General features: G+C 36.7%; 20 protein-coding genes. 8 read left to right on the top strand and 12 right to left on the bottom strand.

Annotated features, from left to right (window positions below; translation table 11 throughout):
• Nucleotides 1–4: 4 nt before the first annotated feature.
• The 4 genes from DK865_RS07675 to yceD are packed head-to-tail and all read right to left on the bottom strand — an operon-like array spanning nt 5 to nt 2734.
• The gene (locus DK865_RS07675; protein WP_023582574.1) at nt 5–958 is read right to left on the bottom strand and encodes a beta-ketoacyl-ACP synthase III; all 954 of its coding nucleotides are present in this window, start codon (nt 956–958) and stop codon (nt 5–7) included.
• A 4-nt stretch (nt 959–962) separates the two neighbouring features.
• Nucleotides 963–2000 (bottom strand): phosphate acyltransferase PlsX, encoded by a 1038-nt coding sequence (plsX, locus tag DK865_RS07670; protein ID WP_071788556.1) that lies wholly within the window; start codon nt 1998–2000, stop codon nt 963–965.
• Between the two features lie 24 nt (nt 2001–2024).
• Nucleotides 2025–2195, bottom strand: a complete 171-nt coding sequence (gene rpmF / locus DK865_RS07665) for a 50S ribosomal protein L32 (protein WP_006537252.1) — start codon at nt 2193–2195, stop codon at nt 2025–2027.
• 5 nt (nt 2196–2200) lie between these two features.
• Nucleotides 2201–2734 carry a 23S rRNA accumulation protein YceD gene (gene yceD / locus DK865_RS07660; protein WP_023582576.1) on the bottom strand — a complete coding sequence of 178 codons (534 nt, stop codon included), beginning with the start codon at nt 2732–2734 and terminating at the stop codon, nt 2201–2203.
• Between the two features lie 141 nt (nt 2735–2875).
• Here yceD and DK865_RS07655 point away from each other — a divergent pair, with 141 nt between their 5' ends.
• Nucleotides 2876–3475, top strand: coding sequence for a Maf family protein (locus DK865_RS07655; protein ID WP_023582577.1), 600 nt, complete (start codon nt 2876–2878; stop codon nt 3473–3475).
• 46 nt (nt 3476–3521) lie between these two features.
• Nucleotides 3522–3923, top strand: a complete 402-nt coding sequence (locus tag DK865_RS07650; protein WP_023582578.1) for a hypothetical protein — start codon at nt 3522–3524, stop codon at nt 3921–3923.
• A 104-nt stretch (nt 3924–4027) separates the two neighbouring features.
• Here the strand turns inward: DK865_RS07650 and rluC are convergent, their stop codons facing one another.
• Nucleotides 4028–4981: a 23S rRNA pseudouridine(955/2504/2580) synthase RluC gene (gene rluC, locus DK865_RS07645; RefSeq protein ID WP_023582579.1), complete on the bottom strand. Its 954-nt coding sequence runs from the start codon at nt 4979–4981 to the stop codon at nt 4028–4030.
• Between the two features lie 532 nt (nt 4982–5513).
• On the opposite strand from rluC, the gene rne reads away from it, so the two are divergent.
• On the top strand, nt 5514–8972 hold the full coding sequence (gene rne, locus DK865_RS07640; RefSeq protein WP_109391603.1) for a ribonuclease E: 3459 nt from the start codon (nt 5514–5516) through the stop codon (nt 8970–8972).
• Nucleotides 8973–9155: 183 nt separating this feature from the next.
• Here rne and tmaR read toward each other — a convergent pair whose 3' ends face one another.
• Together tmaR and DK865_RS07630 are read right to left on the bottom strand one after the other, a co-directional pair.
• A complete protein-coding gene (gene tmaR, locus DK865_RS07635; protein ID WP_023582581.1) occupies nt 9156–9494 on the bottom strand; it encodes a PTS system regulator TmaR in 339 nt (112 codons plus the stop codon).
• Between the two features lie 256 nt (nt 9495–9750).
• Entirely contained in the window at nt 9751–11013 is a 1263-nt protein-coding gene (locus DK865_RS07630) for an MFS transporter (protein ID WP_023582582.1), read from the bottom strand.
• A gap of 254 nt (nt 11014–11267) precedes the next feature.
• Here DK865_RS07630 and DK865_RS07625 point away from each other — a divergent pair, with 254 nt between their 5' ends.
• From DK865_RS07625 to DK865_RS07610, 4 genes are all read left to right on the top strand, one after another.
• A complete protein-coding gene (locus tag DK865_RS07625) occupies nt 11268–11693 on the top strand; it encodes a VOC family protein (RefSeq protein WP_109391602.1) in 426 nt (141 codons plus the stop codon).
• A 9-nt stretch (nt 11694–11702) separates the two neighbouring features.
• Nucleotides 11703–12314, top strand: coding sequence for a LysE family translocator (locus tag DK865_RS07620; RefSeq protein ID WP_109391601.1), 612 nt, complete (start codon nt 11703–11705; stop codon nt 12312–12314).
• Nucleotides 12315–12426: 112 nt separating this feature from the next.
• Entirely contained in the window at nt 12427–13857 is a 1431-nt protein-coding gene (sbcB, locus tag DK865_RS07615; protein ID WP_109391600.1) for an exodeoxyribonuclease I, read from the top strand.
• A gap of 161 nt (nt 13858–14018) precedes the next feature.
• Nucleotides 14019–15008, top strand: a complete 990-nt coding sequence (locus DK865_RS07610; RefSeq protein WP_023582586.1) for a DUF4917 family protein — start codon at nt 14019–14021, stop codon at nt 15006–15008.
• A gap of 62 nt (nt 15009–15070) precedes the next feature.
• On the opposite strand, the gene dld is transcribed toward DK865_RS07610, so the two are convergent.
• Entirely contained in the window at nt 15071–16840 is a 1770-nt protein-coding gene (dld, locus tag DK865_RS07605) for a D-lactate dehydrogenase (protein WP_109391599.1), read from the bottom strand.
• A gap of 231 nt (nt 16841–17071) precedes the next feature.
• A complete protein-coding gene (locus DK865_RS07600) occupies nt 17072–17959 on the bottom strand; it encodes a LysR family transcriptional regulator (RefSeq protein WP_109391598.1) in 888 nt (295 codons plus the stop codon).
• Nucleotides 17960–18107: 148 nt separating this feature from the next.
• Between DK865_RS07600 and DK865_RS07595 the strand changes: the two genes are divergently transcribed.
• Complete coding sequence (locus DK865_RS07595; protein WP_109391597.1) at nt 18108–19757, top strand: alpha-keto acid decarboxylase family protein; 1650 nt, start codon at nt 18108–18110, stop codon at nt 19755–19757.
• 622 nt (nt 19758–20379) lie between these two features.
• Here DK865_RS07595 and DK865_RS07590 read toward each other — a convergent pair.
• The 3 genes from DK865_RS07590 to DK865_RS07580 form a co-directional block, all read right to left on the bottom strand.
• The gene (locus tag DK865_RS07590) at nt 20380–20709 is read right to left on the bottom strand and encodes a hypothetical protein (RefSeq protein WP_109391596.1); all 330 of its coding nucleotides are present in this window, start codon (nt 20707–20709) and stop codon (nt 20380–20382) included.
• A gap of 2 nt (nt 20710–20711) precedes the next feature.
• Nucleotides 20712–20870: a hypothetical protein gene (locus DK865_RS18625; RefSeq protein ID WP_162556617.1), complete on the bottom strand. Its 159-nt coding sequence runs from the start codon at nt 20868–20870 to the stop codon at nt 20712–20714.
• 527 nt (nt 20871–21397) lie between these two features.
• The coding region (locus DK865_RS07580; protein ID WP_109391595.1) for a VENN motif pre-toxin domain-containing protein at nt 21398–22361 on the bottom strand (964 nt) is incomplete at its 5' end.

Genomic DNA, 22361 nt, shown 5'->3' with positions numbered 1-22361 from the left:
AATATTAAAAACGGATAAGTGCAGAACCCCAAGTAAAACCACCGCCAAACGCTTCCAGTAAGATTAACTGACCACGTTGAATGCGATTGTCTCTTACAGCTTCATCTAATGCTGTTGGGACTGATGCTGCTGACGTATTGCCATGGCGATCTAATGTCACCACTACTTTATCCATTGTCATATCCAGCTTTTTCGCTGTCGCTGAAATAATTCTTAAATTTGCCTGATGAGGCACAAGCCAGTCCAGTTCAGATTTATCAATTTTGTTAGCTTCAAGTGTCTCATCCACAATGTGGGCAAGCTCACGAACTGCGACTTTAAAAACTTCATTTCCTGCCATGGTCACGTAAGCAGGTAAATCGTCATTTTCTCTACTTTGATAAGGTAATGCTAATAGATCACCAAAACGTCCATCAGAATGTAAATGGGTAGAGATAATGCCTTCTTCTTCTGATGCGCCAACAACCACAGCACCTGCCGCATCACCAAATAAGATAATCGTGCCACGATCTTCAGGATCTAAAGCGTGAGATAATCTGTCAGCACCAATAACCAGTGCTTTTTTAACAGAACCCGCTTTAATAAATTGATCCGCAATACTTAATGCATAAACAAAACCTGAACATGCTGCTGCAACATCAAAAGCAATACAGTCATTAATACCTAGTGCATTTTGAATTTGGCAAGCGGCACTTGGAAATGCATGTGAGCCAGATGTAGTTGCCACAATAATCAATCCAATGTCTTGCTTATCAATACCTGACATTTCTAATGCTTTTTCGCCAGCACCCGCGCCCATCACGGCAACAGTTTCTTCTTCTGTTGCAATTCGACGTTCATGAATACCCGTTCTGGTAACAATCCACTCGTCAGATGTTTCAACCATTTTTTCTAAATCGGCATTAGTTCGCACTTGTACAGGCAAGTAACTACCAGTACCTAAGATTTTTGTATACATTCTATCAATCGCTCTTGGGTAATACTGTTGTCAGTCGTGAAGCAATTCGCTCTGGAATTTTTCGCTCAACGGCATGAACAGCCTGTTCTATTGCTGCTGTAAACGCGCTTTCATTTGCGCCACCATGGCTTTTAATGACGATACCGCGTAATCCTAACAGAGAAGCACCGTTATACTGGTCGGGGTTCATATGTCCAAAACGCTTAATTAGTCGTTTTTGTAACCATTTCTTCAATAATTTCATCCACCACGACGTTTTTTTATTTTCGGTAGTAGAAGATTTAATCAATGAAAGGAAAACTCTGATAACTCCTTCCATCGTTTTAAGGGAGACATTACCTGCGAAGCCGTCACACACCAATACATCAGTTTTTCCTGTCAGTAACTCATTACCTTCAACATAACCAATATAGTTAATATTTGGTGTCGATTTTAATACCGTAGCAGCTTCGCGGATATTATCTAATCCTTTACTTTCTTCTTCACCTATATTTAAAAGTGCCACTTTGGGTGAATCAATCCCTGCTATCTCTTCGGCCATAACTGCGCCCATTACCGCAAACTGGACCAGCATTTTGCTATCACAATTAACGTTGGCGCCTAAATCCAGAACAACCGTCTTACCTTTTTTCTGGTTAGGTAATACCGAAACCAGTGCAGGACGTTCAATTCCATCAATTGCATTAAGTCGAAGCTTTGCTAATCCCATCAATACGCCAGTATTTCCCGCACTTACACACGCCTGTGCATCCCCTGTTTTCACGAGATCAAGAGCCACTCGCATTGATGTACCTTTACTCGCTCTAATAGCGTGTGACGGTTTCGCATCATTGGCGACAATATGTTCTGCGGGTATAACATGTAAACGGGAGATTAGCTCAGCATTTTGATTTGCAAGCAGAGGAGAGATAGAGTCTGGTTGACCTACCAGCAATATTTTCAAATGAGGATTAGATGCCAGCGCCCGCAAACAAGCAGGCACTGTGATGCGAGGACCGAAGTCCCCGCCCATCGCATCTAACGCTATGGTTAGATTTGTCAAGGTATCAACGAGCTATAAAGCTAATTACTTGTTGATAACCTTGCGGCCACGGTAGTAACCGTCAGCAGTTACATGGTGACGCAGGTGAGTTTCACCAGAAGTTTTGTCAACAGAAACTTGAGTTACTGTCAGCGCGTCATGAGAGCGACGCATACCGCGTTTAGAACGAGTTGGTTTGTTTTGTTGTACGGCCATTGACCTTACTCCTTAGTACTTTTCTTTAAACTGGCTAATACGGCAAATGGATTTGGCTTCTCTGATAATTCTTCAGGGAGTTCACCAAACACCATATCCGCGTCGGACACTTCACAGTGTTCAAAATCATGTACCGGAACCACCGGCAAGTTGAGGATTATTTCATCTTCAATCATTGCCAGCAAATCTATTTCACCAAATTCGTTTACATAAACTGGTTCATATTCTTCCGGTAATGTCTCGGCCCGTTCATCACTGACAACAGGGCTAAAACAATATGTTGCGTGAACATGATACGGAAAATGGCCACCACAACGTTGACATTCTAAAGTTACATCCACATCGGAATGCCCTTTAATCACGGCAAGACGTTGATGGTCGATATCAAATGATAAAGCCACATCAATATTACTGTCCACACTGACCACCGATTCAGCTAAGCGGCTTACTTGCTCTGGAGAATAATGACCGTCATAGTCTAAATTCTTTTGAGCTGCTCGCAGCGCATCAATGGTCAGGGGTAATTTTACCTTTTGCATAAGGCGCGCATATTATCTTTGTAATGGAATATAGTCAAAGAAAAAGGCGGGTTATCTACACCTTTCCACCAAAATTCGCTTTATCAGCGGCGCATAGTTTAGAATGTCAGGCATCATTTTGCTACGGATTTTAAAAAAAATATGTTGCCACTCGTTCTTGCGTCTACTTCACCCTTTCGAGCTCAGTTGCTGAAAAAGCTTGGAATGCCCTTTATACAGGCATCTCCAGAGATTGACGAAACCCCTATGCCCACAGAGTGCGCTCAAGATCTTGTCAGTCGCTTATCCTATGAAAAAGCCAGCGCTTTACAAGCAAAATTTCCACATCACCTTATAATTGGTTCTGATCAAGTTTGTGTGCTAAATAAAAAGATTACGGGGAAACCCCATAATTTTGATAATGCTTTTGCACAATTAAAACAAGCTTCTGGGCAATGTATCTCGTTCTACACCGGATTAACTGTATATAATAGCCTAACTTTAGAACATCAAACACATTGTGAATTATTCCAAGTTTACTTTCGCCATTTAACAGATGAAGAAATTATCAGTTATTTAAATAAAGAAATGCCTTTCAATTGTGCTGGAAGTTTTAAATCTGAGGGGCTAGGTATTACCCTATTTGATAAACTTGTTGGTGACGATCCAAATTCTTTAATTGGTTTACCACTTATCCGATTGAATAAAATGTTACTCTCGCAAAGAATAAACCCATTATTTTTCTCTGATGATCAAAAATAAATCTGATCATCTTATTTTTTAATCTTATGTAGCGATAAAGCGTATTATGAATAAATTAGCATCAGTCTTAACAGCTTTGGTGATGGCAACAGCATTAGTGGGTTGTTCTGATGAAAAAGACACTGAAATTTCGACAACAAAAACAGCTAACACGACAAATACTATCCAAGACAGTGTGATTTCAGACAAAAAAGATGACAACACATCCTTATTTAAAAAGAATTTTGTCAGTAGTTGCATATTAGGTTCTGGTATTACCGATGATGCGTTAATTCCTCAAATTGCTGAAGTATGTGAATGCACTTACGACGGCATTATTAAAGATTACGGAATTACTGAATTTATCCGTGTAGATATGGAAATGCGCAAAAACGGTTCAAAATCACTGCCTAAAGAGTGGAACATTGATAAAATTGTTGAGCAATGCATGACAAAAGTGGAAGGTTAGTCCTATTTCCTATTCACTTTTTTAGTGGTTTAAGAAAAGCAATACGCCCAGCTAACTGGGCGCATTGGGTATTTAGATTTTCTGTCGAAATAAAATTTTTCGACTTAAGATTTTTGACTGCGTAATACTTGTAAACAATGGCGTAACTGATTATCCATTGGCGCTTCAATTCGCATTTGTTCACCTGTTGAAGGATGAGTAAATGTCAAAGAGCTTGCATGTAAAAATAAGCGATTAAGTTTGGTTCCTACCAATTGTGAATCAAAATCACGATCACCATAACGATCATCAAATGCAATAGGATGACCTGCATGTAATGTATGTACACGAATTTGGTGTGTTCTTCCTGTCACAGGACTTGCTTTAACAAGTGTGGCAAATGCAAAACGTTCTTCAACTTTAAAACGTGTCTCTGAAGGTTTTCCTTCATTACTCACTTTAACCACTCGCTCACCACTTTGAAGAATATTTTTCAATAACGGTGCCTGAACAACTTTAGTGTGAGATTGCCATTGACCACGAACTAAGGCTAAATAATCTTTTTGCATCTGTTTTAAGCGTAATTGTTCATGCAACGCTCGCAATGCTGAACGTTTTTTTGCAATTAACAAAACACCTGATGTATCTCTATCGAGACGATGTACAAGCTCTAAAAAACGAGCTTCTGGACGCAATGCGCGTAAGCCTTCAATCACACCAAAACTGAGACCGCTTCCCCCATGTACAGCCGTACCTGAAGGTTTATTAATGAGCATTAAGTGCTCATCTTCATATAAAATACAATTAGCCAACGCCGAGACTTTATCAAGTTTTGGTGATACAGCGACTTCTTCTTTTTCCGATACTCGCACAGGAGGGATACGGATACTGTCACCCGCATTGAGTTTATATTCAGGTTTAATTCGCCCTTTATTAACTCGAACTTCCCCTTTGCGGATAATTCGGTAAATCATACTTTTTGGTACACCTTTTAAGCGTGCCAGTAAAAAATTATCGATACGCTGGCCTGCTTCATCGCCATCAATGGTGACGAACTGAACTTGATTAAATGATTTCATAGTGGCGATTCTTTGGCTCTCTTAAAATAAAAATAACAAACAACTTTGTGGTGTACAAAATAACATCAAAATCTGTCGTCTATTTTAACCTGAATAATGGGAAAAAGACGAAACATTAGCTAATCTCTCATATTTATACAGAAAAAGTCACCAAAGCAGAAAAGTCATCTTGCTATAACCCTAACACCAATGGAATAATGCAGACTCTCCTGATTATGTTTATCAGGTATATTTATGAAAATTTTGTTTGTTTGATTTTCAAAATGCAGCAATGGCGTAAGACATAGTCGAAAATCAAACAATTTAGTATGCCATAAATACATCGCTTATTGAGTTGAAACATTGTGTTCAATTAAAGAGTGCTGAATTTTTGAACTAAAAATCAGACTCACCGACATATTGCACCTCTATACAATCGACAACCGTGAGGTTGACGCCTTTGTAAAAGACACGAGGTCATCGGTTATCAATAGTGTAATTACGTATGTTAGTGGCACATTATAAAACGTGAAAATAACGAGTAAGTCACAATATGAAAAGAATGTTAATTAACGCAACTCAGCAGGAAGAGTTGCGTGTTGCCCTTGTCGATGGGCAACGTTTGTACGATCTGGATATCGAAAGCCCCGGTCATGAACAGAAAAAAGCGAATATCTATAAAGGTAAAATTACGAGAATTGAACCCAGCTTAGAAGCCGCTTTTGTTGATTATGGTGCGGAACGCCACGGTTTCCTTCCTATTAAAGAAATAGCCCGCGAATACTTTCCTAGTAACTATCACTCCCATGGTCGTCCTAACATCAAAGATGTCTTAAAAGAAGGCCAAGAAGTTATTGTTCAAGTTGATAAAGAAGAGCGTGGTAATAAAGGTGCAGCGTTAACCACTTTTATCAGCCTTGCAGGAAGTTATTTGGTCTTAATGCCAAATAATCCTCGTGCAGGTGGTATTTCTCGCCGTATTGAAGGTGAAGACCGTACTGAACTCAAAGAAGCTTTATCAAGCCTTGAAATCCCAGATGGCATGGGTCTGATTGTACGTACTGCGGGTGTAGGTAAATCTGCCGAAGCGCTACAACAAGACTTAAGCTATCGTCTAAGACACTGGGATGCAATTAAGAAAGCGGCTGAGAATCGTCCTGCGCCATTCTTAATCCATCAGGAAAGTAATGTCATCGTTCGCGCATTCCGCGACTACTTACGTCCTGATATCGGTGAAATTTTAATTGATAACGCCAAAGTCGTTGAAATGGCGCGTAGCCATATTGAAGCGATTGGTCGTGGTGATTTTGCTAGTAAAATTCGCCATTACACAGGTGCAGTACCTCTGTTTAGCCATTACCAGATTGAATCACAGATTGAATCTGCGTTTCAGCGCGAAGTTCGCCTTCCTTCAGGTGGTGCTTTAGTTATTGATACGACCGAAGCATTAACAGCGATTGATATCAACTCCTCACGCTCAACCCGTGGTGGTGATATCGAAGAAACTGCATTTAACACTAACTTAGAAGCGGCTGACGAAATTGCGCGCCAATTACGTTTACGCGACTTGGGTGGTTTAATTGTTATCGACTTTATCGACATGACGCCTGTTCGCCATCAGCGTGAAGTTGAAAACAGAATGCGCGAAGCTGTTCGCCAAGACCGTGCTCGCATTCAAATTGGACGCATCTCTCGCTTTGGCTTATTAGAGATGTCTCGTCAACGTTTAAGTCCTTCATTAGGTGAATCTAGCCATCACGTTTGTCCGCGTTGCTTAGGCACTGGTACTATTCGTGATAACGAATCACTGTCACTTTCTGTGTTACGTCTTATCGAAGAAGAAGCACTTAAAGAAAATACACATGAAGTACATGCGATTGTGCCTGTTCAAATTGCCTCTTATTTACTTAACGAAAAACGTAAAGCAGTGACTGACATTGAATTACGTCAATCTAATGTCAAAGTGGTTATTGTTCCTAATGACCAAATGCAAACGCCTCATTTCTCGGTTATTCGTGTACGTAAAGGCGAAGAAATTACTTCTCTGAGCTACAACTTAGCGCAATTCCATGAGAGTCAGTTAAATGAAGCTGAGGACGATGTTGTTACAGAGCGTAAAGCACCTGAACAACCGGCTATTTCAGCCTTTGGATTGCAAGAAGAAGAGCCAATTGAAGCGACAAAAAGCAAAAAAACACCTCAACCTCAAGCTAAACCGGTTAAATCAGAACAAGCTCAAGGTACAGGTTTCTTTGCTTCTATCGCAAAATTCTTCTCTAACTTATTTAGTAGTGAACCCGCACCTGCGGTAACACAAGAAAAACCACAGGAAAATAAGAAAGAGAATAACGACAATCGTCGTGATCGTCGTAATAACAATAATCGACGTAACAACAATAATCGCCGTGATCGTGATAACGATCGTAATCGTGATAACGCAAATAGCGAAGATAATCGCAAAAATCGCAATCAAAAACCACAAACGACGCCAACCACGGAAGTCAGTAGTGAACAAGAGATTGCAGAACGCGAAGCTCGTCGCCAGCAACGTCGTGAACAACGTGCTGAACAGCGTCGTCGTCAAGAAGAAAAACGTCAACAGCAACAAGAAGCTGCTAAAGCACAAGCCGCTCTTGCTGAAAATGATACCGTTGCAAAAAACAGTGCTGATGAGAAGAAAGAAGAACCTCGTCGCCCTGTGATGCAACGCCGTAATCGTCGTCAATTAACACAATCTGTACGTGTAACTGACAATGATAATAATGCATTAGTAGTCGCACCTGTTTCGACCGAAAAAGCGGTTTCTGAGCCACCTGTTGCAACAACACAAACTAAAGTTGCGCCAACAGAAAAATCAGCACCTAAAGCAGTTGCTGTTACAAAGGTTGAAGTAAATGAAGCGCCAGCTGTAAAAGCATTACCTGATGCAACTAAATCACAAGATGACAATAAAAACGAAGATAATAACGGGCAAGATAATGTTATGCCACGTCGTTCTCGCCGTTCACCTCGTCATTTACGTGTAAGTGGTCAACGTCGTCGCCGCTATCGTGATGAGCGTACCTTAACAGTATCACCAATGCCTCTGGCAATGGCGGTTGCTTCTCCTGAACTTGCTTCAGGTAAAGTCTTCATTCGCTACCCAATCACACCAGTAAGTGATGCATCATTGATTGAAAATAATGTTGAAAACAACAATGACGTTTCTGTTGAAAACCACATTATTACTCATAAAGATCCACAAATGGTCGCTATCGCGCCTGCGGTTTCAGAAGCCATTGTTGCTGATATTGCACAGGTAGGATCGACTGAATCAACTTACTCTGTCACCGTTAGCACTGAAGCAAACACCGAGGCTGTTGCTGAAATTATTGCAGTAGAACCACAAGCCACACCTGTTGAAACTAACGATATCATTGAAAACAATGTCATCAGCGATGTAATCAATGAAGTGAATACCGAAGAGCACGTTACTCGTAAAGAGAATATTTCAGCGGTATTAAATACCACTGAAGCTTACATGCATGAAACTTCACAACACGCTGAAACAGATATCGAGCCAGAAGAAGTTGTACAAGATACTGTTTCACCTATAGAGAGTGAGGTATCAACGCCTGAACCTCAACCTGTTGAAGCAGTAATTGCAACGGAAGACGCGGTTGAACAGCACAAAGAAATTGCTGTTGAAACGGTTATTGACGCTGTCGTTGACGCTGTTATTGAAAACCAGACAGAAGAAAACGTAGCCGCTGTTGAAGAAGTCAACGTCGTTACAGAGAGCAAACCAACGGAAGTCGTTATTCGTCAAGAGCCTGTTGCTACAATACGTAAACTGCATGCAAGCTCACCAATGACAAAAGCACCCGCCGCTGATGAAGCGCCTGTGGCAATTGAAATCAAAGCGTGGGAAGCACGCCCAGCTTTTGATAAGAAAGGTCGCATAGGTGCTGGTGGACATTGTTCTACTAATCACGCTTCTTCAGAAATGACTAAAGCTGAAAGCCAAAACTGATAATCAGGTGTTATTAATAATATCTTGATAATCGTTTTAAATTGAGAACCCACTTTTAGTGGGTTCTTTTTCTTGGGAATAACAATCATCAATATAACTTAATACTTATTAAGCCAAAAAAAAGCCCCTGAATATTCAATTCAGAGGCCTTTAATTTCTTATTCTTAGTACAGCGTAAAGCAATCAGTCTTTTAGCTCAGGAAGATTTTTAATTTCACCCATCGCTTTTAACTGCTTAGATAATTCACGGCGCTCTTTAGACAGATCGGCATTTTTAATAATGTAATCGTCAACACGATCGTCATAGTCACTACGCATATTAGCAATAATACCCAGTACATCTTCAATCGACATACCCGGTTTAATGTATTCACTTAAGTTGTCTAACAAAAGAACGCGTTTTTGGTTATCACGGATCTTTTTCTCATTGTCAGTGATCTCACGACGGATTTTGTTTTTACGACGATACATACGCACAAACTCCAGTACGTTTTGGAAAGACGGCTTGTTTGCGTTATCCATTTCCTACACCTTTACAATTGATATTTAAGATAAATAGTTCTGTTTAAGATTATCGCTTAATCGTGTCAATAAACAAGCAAAGTTTACAAATTTAATTGATTTTGCTTAATTAACAATTAATTAGGATGATATACATTAATCAATATAGTCAATATTCTTTAACCCGTAAATATTCACTTATTTTATGATAAAAAAATGGCTACACATTTTTACTGGTAGCCTAAATCGACACTACAAAGGATAAATTAATCAGCAATTAAATAGGTTGTGCTTTATTTTGATCTTCATGTTGTAAGCCATCAAGTGGCAATAATGCTTTCGCATCTGAACGTAAAAATACGGCAGAGAGGAGTGTTGTCCCTATTACAATACATCCCATCACCATATAGGTTGGTGCAAAACCATAATGATCATAACCGTAACCGGCTAATGGAGATAATAATGTCGCGACAATAGAACTCACACATTGAAAACCAACTAAATAAAGTGTTGAAGATAAACGTTTATCAAAGTGTTGACTGTTATATTTAAAGATTGAAATTAATAAAATGGGTAATTCAACAGCATGTAATAATTTCATACAAGAGATCAAGACAGGTCCTTCGACTAATCCTGAACCAATAATACGAGCAGCCATAACACTGCTTGCCAGCAATAAGCCGTTTTTAGCACCAATTTTATTGACAAGGAAAGGCGCGATAAACATACCACCAGCTTCTAAGAATACCTGCAATGAATTCAGGTATCCGTACATTTCATTACCCTGTTGTAAGGTCGCAAATTGCGATGAGAAAAAGACGGGAAACTGTTGGTCATAAACCCCATAAACACAGGTACCAATAACAAACAAAATAAGTGCCCAAAAACGAGGCAATGAAAGCAAATTCAAAGCATCTTTTATGGTAATAGCCGATGTTTTCCCATGCTCTAATTGATTAAATGCATCTGATTTATCTGTTTTTAACAGTGCTAAAAGAATTAAGAACACGACACCTGAAATAGAAGCCATCACAAAATTGTAATTAGGATCGATATTTATATTATGTCCGGCAATAAATGTTGCAGATGCCCAACCTAATGATCCCCACATTCTCGCCCTACCGTATTCAAAACCACGAATACGACTAACACGCTCTGTATATGATTCTAATACGCCAATCCCCGCATTAAATGTCATACCAACATATAAGCCCCCTAGAATGGAGCCAACAAAAATATTCCAACGTAATATTGATGCAAAACCTAGAAAAAATGGCCCAGAAAGAATAAGTAATACTGCAATCACTAATAATAAATTCTTTCTTAACCCGAGTTTATCTTGAATAAAGCCATATAAAGGTTGGGCACATAAAGCAATCAAAGAAATTGCAGAGAATATTAATCCAGTATCAGTCGCTTTTAATCCTACATACTGATTTAACCAAATAGAAACTAATGAAAAAGATGAAGACCAGGTAAAAAAGAAGAAAAATAACAGCGCACTTAAGATCGCATAGTATTTTTTTGAGTCTTTGTTCATTGGTTGAGCGCCTTATAAAATCATTTCACCCTTAAATGTTAACGTTAACTTTTAAGTTAACAAACAATCATATCGCTTTAATGTGATATAAAGCACATAAGTTAACGTTAACAATTTAATTTATGTGTTCTGGATCTACTTTTATTTTTTATTACCATTACTGCCAGTAAAACGCACAAATAGGTATCATATAATCCCTTTTCTTTAATTCCCTTTGCTAAAATAGCGGTACTCTCCATAATTCAATTAAGACTATGCTAACGGATTTAAACCACCTAACACTCGCCACCAATAATGTGAACAAAAGCTTTGCCTTTTATACTGAAATATTAGGTTTTAAACCTCTTGCTTTATGGGATAACGGTGCTTATCTACAACTGGGCTCCTTGTGGTTATGTTTATCTCACGATAAACGCCATATTACTGAAGACAGTGATTACACCCACTATGCTTTCAGCTTATCTGCAAATAATTTTGAAACCTTTAAACAGCACCTTTTATCCCATGGTATTACTGCATGGAAAGAAAATAAAAGTGAAGGTGATTCATTCTATTTTTACGATCCTGACCATCATAAACTTGAAGCCCATGTGGGTGATTTAAAAAGTCGTTTAGAAGCCTGTCGTCAACATCCTTATTCAGGCATGCAATTTTTCGACGAAGACAAAAATAATGACTAAGATAATACTATGGATATACTTGGTTTTATTATTACGTTACTGCCTATAATTATCTCACCAGGTGCAAGTTTTACAATTGCGTTAGATAACACCTTAACCTATGGCGTAAAAGGATTATTGATCACGATTGCAGGCACCGCATTAGGTATTATTACTCATGGACTTTTGGTTGGATTGGGAATAACCCAATTATTAGTTTCGTCTCCTTCGGCTTTTATGGTATTAACCATTCTTGGTAACGTGTATTTAATTTATCTTGGAATTTCACTGATACACTCTGGATTAAAAGCTTCTAAAAACACCACAATTATTCATCAAAAAGCCTCTATCAAAACCGCTTATATTGCTAATGTGCTTAATCCTAAAGCAATTATGTTATATCTCGTAGTTGTATCCCGTTATGCAGGTGCAACACCAACACTCGGTAATTATCTTGCTTTATCTTCTATTCATATTTTAATGATGAGTATCTGGCTAATTGCTTGCTGTGGTTTTATTTTATTGTCATCACAAAAGATCAATATTGTTACTATGAAAAAAGTAATCAATATTAGCGGTGGTACACTCCTACTTATCCTCACCGTAACACCTTATATTAAACACGACATGAGTGCGTTTTAATCTGGCATTTCACGTTTACTGCATTATGGTTTACCATGGTCTTCATGAAGCCCAATACAACTCATTGAGTAATGATTTACAAAATCACCAATAAATTTAATGGTAGGAAACCTTGTCTAATTCAGCAAAAATGCCCACATTTTATGTCCATGACTACGAAACCTTTGGTACTCACCCAGCACTAGATCGCCCTGCTCAATTTGCAGGTGTAAGAACTGACATGGATTTCAACATCATTGAAGATCCTCTCGTGATTTATTGCAAACCTAATGATGATTATCTTCCTCACCCAGAAGCCGTAATGATCACAGGAATAACACCACAAATTGCAGCAAAAAATGGGGTGATTGAAGCTGAATTTACTCGTCAAATTCATCAAGCTTTTAGCCAACCGAATAGTTGCATTATGGGTTATAACAACCTTCGATTTGATGATGAAGTCACTCGTAATATCCTTTATCGTAATTTTTATGATCCTTATGCTTATAGCTGGCAAAAAGGAAATTCACGTTGGGATTTACTTGATGTGTTACGTGCCTGCTATGCACTGCGCCCTGAAGGTATTGTTTGGCCTGAAAATGAAGACGGTTTTCCAAGCTTTCGCTTAGAGTTATTGACTAAAGCAAATGGCATTTCTCATGAAAATGCGCATGATGCAATGTCTGATGTTTATGCCACCATTGCGATGGCAAAAAAATTAAAGCAAGCTCAACCGCGTATGTTTGATTATTTCTTTAATTTACGCGATAAACGTAAAGTTCAGGCACTAATTGATATTCCGGCAATGACACCGATTGTGCATGTTTCAGGCATGTTTGGTGCTGCGCGTTCTAATTTAAGCCTTGTTGCTCCATTAGCGTGGCATCCTGATAATCGCAATGCAGTTATTGTCTGCGACTTAGCCGCAGATATCTCTCCATTATTAACACTCAACTCAGAGCAATTGCGTGAGCGTTTATATACACCACGTAGTGAATTATCAGTTGATGAGCCACCTGTTCCAATTAAATTACTGCATATTAATAAATGTCCCATCGTGGCACCGCAAAATACATTAAGACAGCAAGATGCAGATAGAATTGGTTTAGATGTTGATAATTGTTTAAAAAACCAAGCAATCTTGTTTTCTCATCCTGAAATACGCAATAAAGTCGTGGAAATATTTGCGCAACAAACGCCTTTTAGTGTCTCTGATAATGTTGATTCGCAAATTTATAATGGTTTTTTCAGTGAAAATGATCGTAGTGTGATGGAGATTATTCGCTCAACACAACCACAGAATTTACCTGCTTTAGATTTAACGTTTGAAGATGCAAGAATGGAACCTCTGTTTTTCCGTTATCGTGCAAGAAATTATCCTTCAACACTTACTTATGACGAACAACAACGTTGGTTAGCGCATAGAAAAGAGATGTTATCGCCAGAAAAACTAACCGAATATATTAATACCATTCAGTTATTAGCTGAAGAGCATGCCGATAACGAGGAAAAATTAAAGCAGCTACAAGCGCTTTATTTATATGCTCAAGAGATTGCGAGTTAATACTATTCAATAAGTTATTAATTAATATCAGAGATTATAATAATCTCTGATATTAATATACCTTTTTAGGTATAAATTGATTATATATTTACGAATAGCTACGCATAAAAATAAAATACAAATAAATATAATAACCACTCATATTTTATACCGAGGTTATTATGCGTTTTAATGTAAAAGAGTGGAATGCTGTTTCTGAGTTATTTACAGGAAGTTTATTATTAGGAAATGGTTCATCAATTGCTATAGATCCTAATTTTAATTACTCTAATTTATTTTCCAATGCTAAGTTACCAGAAAATGTAAAAAGTATTTTTGATTCTTTCCAATCTCAAGATTTTGAATATATTCTAAGAAAATTCACCCAAGCTACAGTAATAAATAATATCTTCAATATTGATTGCAAGGATATTCATCAGGCTCACAGTCAAGTAAAAGAAACCTTAATTAATACAGTTAAAGGTATTCACCCTTGCATTGATAAAGTGAGAGATAAAATTAATAATTGTGCTAGCTTTATTAAGCAATTTGACACAATATTCAGTTTGAATTATGACATTATGCTTTATTGGACTATTATGCAAGTTAATGATAATCATCCATATCCACTTTTTAAAGATTGCTTCAATCACAGTAGCTTTTATGAAGATTTTGAAGAATACCGCGAATACAAAGGTAATCGTTCTAATCTTGTTTTTTATCCTCATGGTAATCTTATTCTTGCAAAGAATGAAAATGATGAAGAGTTAAAATTAAGTATTCAAGGCGATAACCATCTTATCGATCAAATTAGTCAAATTTGGGATAATTATAATTACTCTCCGCTATTTATCTCTGAAGGTACAAGTGAGGAAAAATTAAAAACTATACGTTCCAGTAACTATTTAACACGTATTTATCATGAAGCTATTCCTAAAATTAACGATAGTTTACTCATTTTAGGCTGGAGTATGGGGGCACAAGATGAGCATATATTAAGGCAAATCCCTTTTAATAAAATTAGACATCTTGGGATCGTGATTTTTATGAATGATAAATATGAAGATACATGTGATCATTTTTATTCTCGTATCCGTCATTTTATTGATCCTGAAAAAATTAATGTTTATTTTATTGCTCATAATAGCGAATCATTATGGGCTAATGACTAGATGGAAAAAAGGCAGGTTTTATCCTGCCTTTCTTTTTTAATTTAATACACAATCTACAACAGTTATTCTTTATTCTCTACGCTACTTATTTTAGGTTCATTATGTGTATGTCCACAACCACACTCTTCTCCCCAATATTTTAATTTTGAGGTCTTACCAATACCTGGGTTCATGCTATTAGTTGGATCGTTATGTTTATAAAATGCTTTTAATTGAGGCTTAGCATAATACATATGACCTACGTTATGCTCTGCGGGATACTCCGCACCACGTTGATCTAATAATGCCAGCATTTCTGCTTTTAATGCCTTAGCATCAACACCTTTTTTAATAATATAATCTTGGTGCATTACATGACACATAAAATGCCCACAATAGAGTTTATAAAGTAATTTACTCTCTATTTCAGGTGGTAATTTTTCAAACCAATCTTTGTCATTACGGCGCAATGCAATGTCTAATGGCAACACATCTTCTACGTCATTAACATGAACGGCATGATAACGTACAGCCGCACCCGCAGCGGCAAAACGATGCAAAAAGGCTTTATTTCCCTCTTCTTCGGTACATTCAAAATAATCGCCTGATGCTAACTTAAAGTATTCTTTTAAATAAGTTGCCGCTTCTTCAATTCCATCATCCGCCATTCTTAACATGAGATGATGTTCATATTTGTCACGAAAATCTGTCATACGCGCTGGTAAATGAGCAGGCCAGAGTTTGCTCATAAACTGCATGGTTCTGTCCACCATATTTTTAGGCAAAAAAGGCACTTTATTTAATACCGCATCGACTCGCCCTTTTACGGCAAATAATATTGGCATTTTATCTGTGCCCAATTTATCAATCACCAAAAACGTATCTTTTCCATACACTTCAGCCATTTTATAATAGCTTCTATGCATATATTCGCCAGCAACAGGCAACTTTTTAAAATGGCTTAAAATATGGCGACGAATATCTTCAAGCTCGTCCGGATTATTAGTACCAATATAAAAAACCTGAGTACGATGATCTGCGGGGAAAGTATCTAATCTCACAGCAAATACAGATAATTTTCCTGCACTCCCTGCGGCTTCATATAAACGCCGTTCATCATTGTTAAAGCGAGAGGGGGTATTAGCATCAACATCACGTATACGCTCATGATATTCATGATCAGAAGCCAATTTTTCTGTCGTTTGTATCTGCTTCTCATGATAGTGACGATTATCTAAATTGGTTAATATTTCCTCTGGCGTTTCGCCTAAATCAATCCCTAAATGGTTAACTAATTCAGCTTCGCCTTTTTCATTAACACGAGCATAAAGTGATAATTCGGTATAAGCAGGTCCACGGCGAACTAAAGCTCCCCCCGAGTTATTACAAATTCCGCCTATCACCGATGCACCAATACAAGAAGATCCAATAACAGAATGAGGCTCACGACCTAATGGTTTTAATACTTTTTCTAAATGCCATAGTGTACTGCCAGGAAAAGCAATAACTTGATTATGTTCTGAAAGAACCTGTATTTTATCTTGACGTAATGTACTAATAATCACGATATCTCTATCATAATCATCTCCATTAGGTGTCGAGCCCTCAGTTAATCCTGTGTTTGCCGCTTGCATAATAATAATTTTATCGGCTTCAACACAGGTTTTAAAAACTCGCCATTGTTCTAATAAATTAGCGGGAAAGACAACAGCAAGCGCCTTACCTTGCCCTGAACGAAAACCTTTACGATACCGTTCTGTTTTATGTGCCTGTGTTAATACTTGTTTTTTACCAACGATGCCTTCAAGTTTGCGAATAAAATGTTGATTTACAGAACTATTACTATCATTCATTATTTTCCCTATCCTATTCCTGTACTCTCTGATTAATCTTTTATTTACCTATTTTTATTATTACTCATAAGACTATGTGCAAAATATAAACTTATCATTTATATAACTGCTTTTATACAGCTATCTGCATTTCTTAAAAAATAACATTTATTTCTAATCATTTTTATTATTTAAAGACAACTTCAATATTTATTTCTTAAATAGAATATAAATAAGCCCTATTTTAATATTTTATCCTATAAGTAGCTTTTCTCTTGCTAACTGCTCCCACGCTTGGCAACTTCGGCTTTTATAGCCATTTTTATTATTAGCGAGTGCTATTTGATATGACAATATAGGCTCCACAACAGGAAGAACAACCAAATCATCAATAGGATTTTTATTACACATACTATTTGGTAAAAGTGTTACTCCCACCCCCGCTTTTACCATTGCAATAATTAAATCTAAATGGTTGCTACGCCCTGCAATAATAGGCACTGTATTGTAAATACCACAAGCACTATAAATTAAATCATTAATACGAAAATCTTCAGAAAAAAAGATAAAAGACTCATTAATCAACTCTTCAAAATGAATTTCTTTTTTTATCGCTAAAGGATGGGATGGCGACATTAATAACATTAAGTGATCTTCTGAAAAAGGAGTTAATTCAAAAGTATCTTCATTAAAAGGCAATACGACGGCAGCAGTTTCAACTCTTCCTTCTCTCATGGCATCAGCCATTTGTTTAGTGCCTAATTCAAATATTTTTAGTTCAACCTGAGGATGACGAGAACTAAAAGCCATAATAATGTCAGCAAAATACGTCGAAGCTATTACAGGAGGTAATCCAACATTTAATGTTCCTGTTAATGGTCCAGACTTGTCCTGTAATGCTTTATTCATATCATTAAATTGTGCAATTATCTGTTTTGCATGTTCAAACAGTATTGCACCATCATCCGTTAATCTAACGCCATCAACTTCTCTCACTAATAAAATAACACCTAACTCATCTTCTAATTTTTTAATACTACGACTAATTGCGGGTTGAGTGACAAATAGTGCATCAGCGGCTCGACTAAAGCCATTTAATTGAACAACTTCAACAAAATAGCGTAATACACGAATATCCATAAATTATTTTCACCTTATTACTTTTAGTTATACCCCCAATAATAATAAACCATTTCATATTAGTTAATATCCGAGATAAAACATTAAGCATAATGTAAAAGTATTACTATACTTTTACAGATTATTATTCTATTTTTTTGGAGATACAATGAATAAGACTGTCGTTGAATATACTTTAAACCGCTTATATGACTTAGGAATAAGTGATGTCTTTGGTGTTGCTGGCGATTACGCATTTCCTATAGAAGACACTATTTGTAATAGTCATCATATGCGTTGGATTGGGAGCTGCAACGAACTCAATGCAGCTTACGCTGCTGATGGTTATGCCCGAATTAAAGGTATGGCTGCATTATCGACAACATTTGGTGTTGGGGAGTTAAGTGCAATTAATGCTATTGCCGGCGCTTACGCAGAAAATCTACCTATTTTCCATTTAGTCGGTATGCCCGCAAGCGGTGTACAAAAAAGTAAGCGCCTTGTTCATCACACCTTAGGTAATGGTGACTTTGATATTTTTTATCAATTAGGTCAACGTCTTGCTTGTGCTCACGCAATATTAACACCTGAAAATTGTATTTCAGAAATGGAACGTTTAATTGCTACTGCATTAAAAGAGCGACGTCCGGTTTATATTGGCTTACCTGCTGATTATGCCGTAATGCAAGTGACAGAACCGTTACCTGTTACCACACCGAAAAAATCAACAAGTGATAAAAAAACATTAGAAAAGGCAGTATCAACAATAATAGAGAGACTAACTCACAGCAATAATGTCTGTGTATTACCTGGTATTTTATCCACACGCTTAGGATTATCAGATAATGTTCAAGCTCTTATCAATAAAACTGGCTTGCCTTATGCCACTATGTTTATGGATAAAAGTATTTTGAGTGAATCTAATCCCCAATATGTTGGTATGTATGATGGCAAATTAATGACACCTGAAGTCAGAGAATTTGTGGAAAAGAGTGAGTACATATTAGGAATTGGTGCAATGATGACCGACTTCAATACAGGAAGTTTCACTGCAAATATTAAACCAAAACAATTTATCAACATTATGTCAGACTATGTTGAGATTGATTCTGTTATCTACCCTTCCGTTTATATGGAAGATATTCTTTCTGAATTAACAAAACGTCTACCAAATAAAACTTATCATCAGATAAAAGCCAGAGGATTAGATAAACCTGTTATATCAGATAATGGTAAAATTACAGCGCAATATCTCTATCCACGGTTAGAGCGGTTTTTTAAACCTAATGATATTATTATTGCAGAGACTGGTACGTCATCAATGGGATTAGGTTTTGCCCTATTACCAGAAGGTGCACAATTTCATAACCAAACATTATGGGGCTCTATTGGTTGGGCGACACCAGCATCATTTGGTGCCGCACTTGCAGCACCTAACAAACGCGTTATTTTAATTACTGGTGAAGGTTCACATCAATTAACCGTACAAGAGATTAGCCAGTTTGTTCGCTTTGGATTAAAACCGATCATCCTTATTTTAAATAATGATGGTTACTTAATTGAACGATTATTATGTGATTATCCCGAAGCTTATTATAACGATCTTGCTCAATGGAATTATCACCAATTACCTAAAGCTTTTGGCGCAACAGATTGGCATTGTGAGAAAGTCACAACCATAAATGAATTAAATAAAGCCCTTGAAGTAGCCGGATCAACAGAGAGTGCCTCTTATATCGAAATAGTAACCGCACGATATGAAGCATCTGAATTAGCACAAAAATTAAAAGAATCGAAAAGTTCACTATATTCATTCTAAAATAAATGGATGAAGTGATAAATAAAGTCTTTAAGCAGAATAAAATAGATAAAATCTTAGCTATTTTTATTTGTTAAGTTTGCCATGACTTAAATATCCGGCATGGTCTGATTTTTATTTTAAATATACAGACCATGTCATTTTTTATCATTATATTGCTCACATTGCATTTAAATGATTACGCATTGTTATTAAAGCAAAATAAAAACATTCTTAAACAGATCAAAACCTTGATTACCTGCAAATAAGCTCGTTTGTTCTTCCACTAAGCAGTATTTGCTGTCCATTTTATCGCTATCACGTATTGTCCATGTGCCTTTTAATACCGCAGATTGAAGAGTATATTTTTTATTTGGATTTAACCAATATTATAAACAATGCAATTTTAAATAATTGTTGTCGAATACTATGCCCACTCGCTATTTAACCCACATTAGACGATTAAATTAGAGGCTTTCGAATCAACTTATTAAAGTTAGTTTCGATTATTGATTTCTTTTACGAACTCGGGTCACAAATACTTTAAAAAATCTCATCGCTATTTGCCTACTTTTAAGTGAAAATTAACACATCAAAAGTAGGAAAATAAACAATATAAATTACTATTTTGGGATGTCTTACTTTAATCATCGTATTTAAAATCTATATTAATTTTCATTTTTTCTAAGTCTAAAGTTATTTCGCACCCATACCAAAATGAATTTTTCCCGGATTTTATGTTATCAATATAAAAACTTCTCAAATCTTCTAATATATCAGTTAAATCATTTATAGCTTTGCCATCAGGATCATACCAATTTAATTTATTATTTTTATCTACATAGTCAAATTCATAAGTACAACCATCTCTTTCACAAAAAAGTTGAGCTCTAATGATAATTTTTTTAGCATCAGGTGGACTGGAATCAACAAGTAACTGTCCAATTTTTTGGTATATAACTTGATCGTTCATATTTAATTTCCTCTTTGAACATTAGTAAAACTTTTGATCACTGATCTTTCTCCTTCTATTGTATATCTTACATTAATTTTTGCTGGCCCATCATTATTTTCCATATAAACAGGCTCTATCTTAACACTTATCTCTTTATTATCTTTTAACCATCTTGCCAATATATTCTCCATATCTTCCATTCACTAAGATTTAAATTACAATTCATTTACACTATATTTATTTTTTCACCAACCACTAAAAACATGGACAAAAAAATTTATTTATAGAATATAATTAGCTTATTATTTTGTCTCTTTTCTGTTCACTAATATTGTTAATTTTTTCTTGGAATTCTGTATTAGTCATTTCGGTTGTTATCGCTAACTCTATAATGTTTTTTATTTCATTGACTTTAAGTAAATTTGGATTATCTGAATAAAATTAAAAAAACTCTACTAAAAAAGATAATAACACTGATGAATATAATTATTTAAAAAAACGCATCATTTAATATTAAAGTGGAACATTAACCAAAAAGTAATGCCAATCCCCCCACCAAGTAGACTACCAAGCTCCAAGCTATCTATCCAATTAAGCTGATATACGCTCTTATTAGTCAGTAGCCACTCAGACGCTACAAAACCTAATGAACATGTAACAATACAAATAAACATCAATAAAATTAAGTGGTTAAATGATAATTTCATTAACGTTTATCCTCTTGATTCACTTTATCACTAGTCATTTTATTACTAATATCATTTTTTTCTATTATTTGATCACTTGTAATATTACTGTTCATCCCTGCTCCACTATATTCCAGAAAACCAGAACCCAAAGCGCCTCCTGCAATCCCAGGAAATGGGGGTAATGTAAATTCCTGCGATATATAATTGGAATAAAAAGGTATTTCAGCATACTTTAATATATAACGGCTTACTGGCATACCAAAATGACGCTTAATCAATTGCCTTTCCCAATAATTAGTGACCCCAAAACCAAGCCCATACCCCAGCGTTGTTCCAAATATAGCTCCAACCACTGCAGCTTCTGAATTTTCGCCTGCTATTTTACTCCCTAAATAAGCACTACCTGCGTTTAATTGAACATTGGAATGTAGATTTCGACCTGTTCCTGTCCAACCAGTAAAGCCTGCTAGCACAAAGCTTAGATAATCAAATTTATCACCAGTATTGCCGTTGTATATTTGTACACCTGCATTTGCACTCATACTCAATCCAGTTCCTATCAGTTTAGCCTCTGCTGAGGCTGCCGAAATTCCTCCATTCAGCTTGAGCCTTTCATAACCAGCTGTGCATTCTAATGAGTTTCTTTGGCATGCTTTTCTAAATTCTTCTGAATTTTTTCCATGAATTGTGGCGTACTTGTCAATGATAGGCTGGCAATTCTCACCTGCTGCTTTACATATTGTCATTTCTTTATCAAACGCACGAGCCTCATCAAAACTCAGATAATTATTCTCAACCACCACCTTCCCGGCTTGGGCGGCATTGGCAACGCCTGCACTATTATCGCTGATTAAACCGCCGGCAATGCCGGAAGCTAACGTTGCCCATGCGCTTATATTCTGCTTTTCAGACTCAGTAAGTTCTTCGGGGGTTTTGCCATAAAGTGAGTGCGATAAAATACCCATGGTTTCGCCAGTCATC

Origin of the sequence: Proteus cibi (assembly GCF_003144405.1) — a bacterium.
GTDB classification, from domain to species: domain Bacteria; phylum Pseudomonadota; class Gammaproteobacteria; order Enterobacterales; family Enterobacteriaceae; genus Proteus; species Proteus cibi.
The sequence above is the reverse complement of the archived record's forward strand: the minus strand, read 5'-3'. Positions and strand labels throughout refer to the sequence as shown.

Excerpts from the sequence above, each read along its gene's own strand:
- rluC (WP_023582579.1), bottom strand. The coding sequence starts at position 4,981 with ATGAAATCATTTAATCAAGTTCAGTTCGTCACCATTGATGGCGATGAA.
- DK865_RS07620 (WP_109391601.1), top strand. The coding sequence starts at position 11,703 with ATGGATATACTTGGTTTTATTATTACGTTACTGCCTATAATTATCTCA.
- DK865_RS07600 (WP_109391598.1), bottom strand. The coding sequence starts at position 17,959 with ATGGATATTCGTGTATTACGCTATTTTGTTGAAGTTGTTCAATTAAAT.
- yceD (WP_023582576.1), bottom strand. The coding sequence starts at position 2,734 with ATGCAAAAGGTAAAATTACCCCTGACCATTGATGCGCTGCGAGCAGCT.
- rpmF (WP_006537252.1), bottom strand. The coding sequence starts at position 2,195 with ATGGCCGTACAACAAAACAAACCAACTCGTTCTAAACGCGGTATGCGT.
- DK865_RS07650 (WP_023582578.1), top strand. The coding sequence starts at position 3,522 with ATGAATAAATTAGCATCAGTCTTAACAGCTTTGGTGATGGCAACAGCA.
- DK865_RS07625 (WP_109391602.1), top strand. The coding sequence starts at position 11,268 with ATGCTAACGGATTTAAACCACCTAACACTCGCCACCAATAATGTGAAC.
- rne (WP_109391603.1), top strand. The coding sequence starts at position 5,514 with ATGAAAAGAATGTTAATTAACGCAACTCAGCAGGAAGAGTTGCGTGTT.
- DK865_RS07655 (WP_023582577.1), top strand. The coding sequence starts at position 2,876 with ATGTTGCCACTCGTTCTTGCGTCTACTTCACCCTTTCGAGCTCAGTTG.
- DK865_RS07590 (WP_109391596.1), bottom strand. The coding sequence starts at position 20,709 with ATGAACGATCAAGTTATATACCAAAAAATTGGACAGTTACTTGTTGAT.
- DK865_RS07630 (WP_023582582.1), bottom strand. The coding sequence starts at position 11,013 with ATGAACAAAGACTCAAAAAAATACTATGCGATCTTAAGTGCGCTGTTA.
- dld (WP_109391599.1), bottom strand. The coding sequence starts at position 16,840 with ATGAATGATAGTAATAGTTCTGTAAATCAACATTTTATTCGCAAACTT.
- tmaR (WP_023582581.1), bottom strand. The coding sequence starts at position 9,494 with ATGGATAACGCAAACAAGCCGTCTTTCCAAAACGTACTGGAGTTTGTG.
- DK865_RS07675 (WP_023582574.1), bottom strand. The coding sequence starts at position 958 with ATGTATACAAAAATCTTAGGTACTGGTAGTTACTTGCCTGTACAAGTG.
- DK865_RS07610 (WP_023582586.1), top strand. The coding sequence starts at position 14,019 with ATGCGTTTTAATGTAAAAGAGTGGAATGCTGTTTCTGAGTTATTTACA.
- DK865_RS07595 (WP_109391597.1), top strand. The coding sequence starts at position 18,108 with ATGAATAAGACTGTCGTTGAATATACTTTAAACCGCTTATATGACTTA.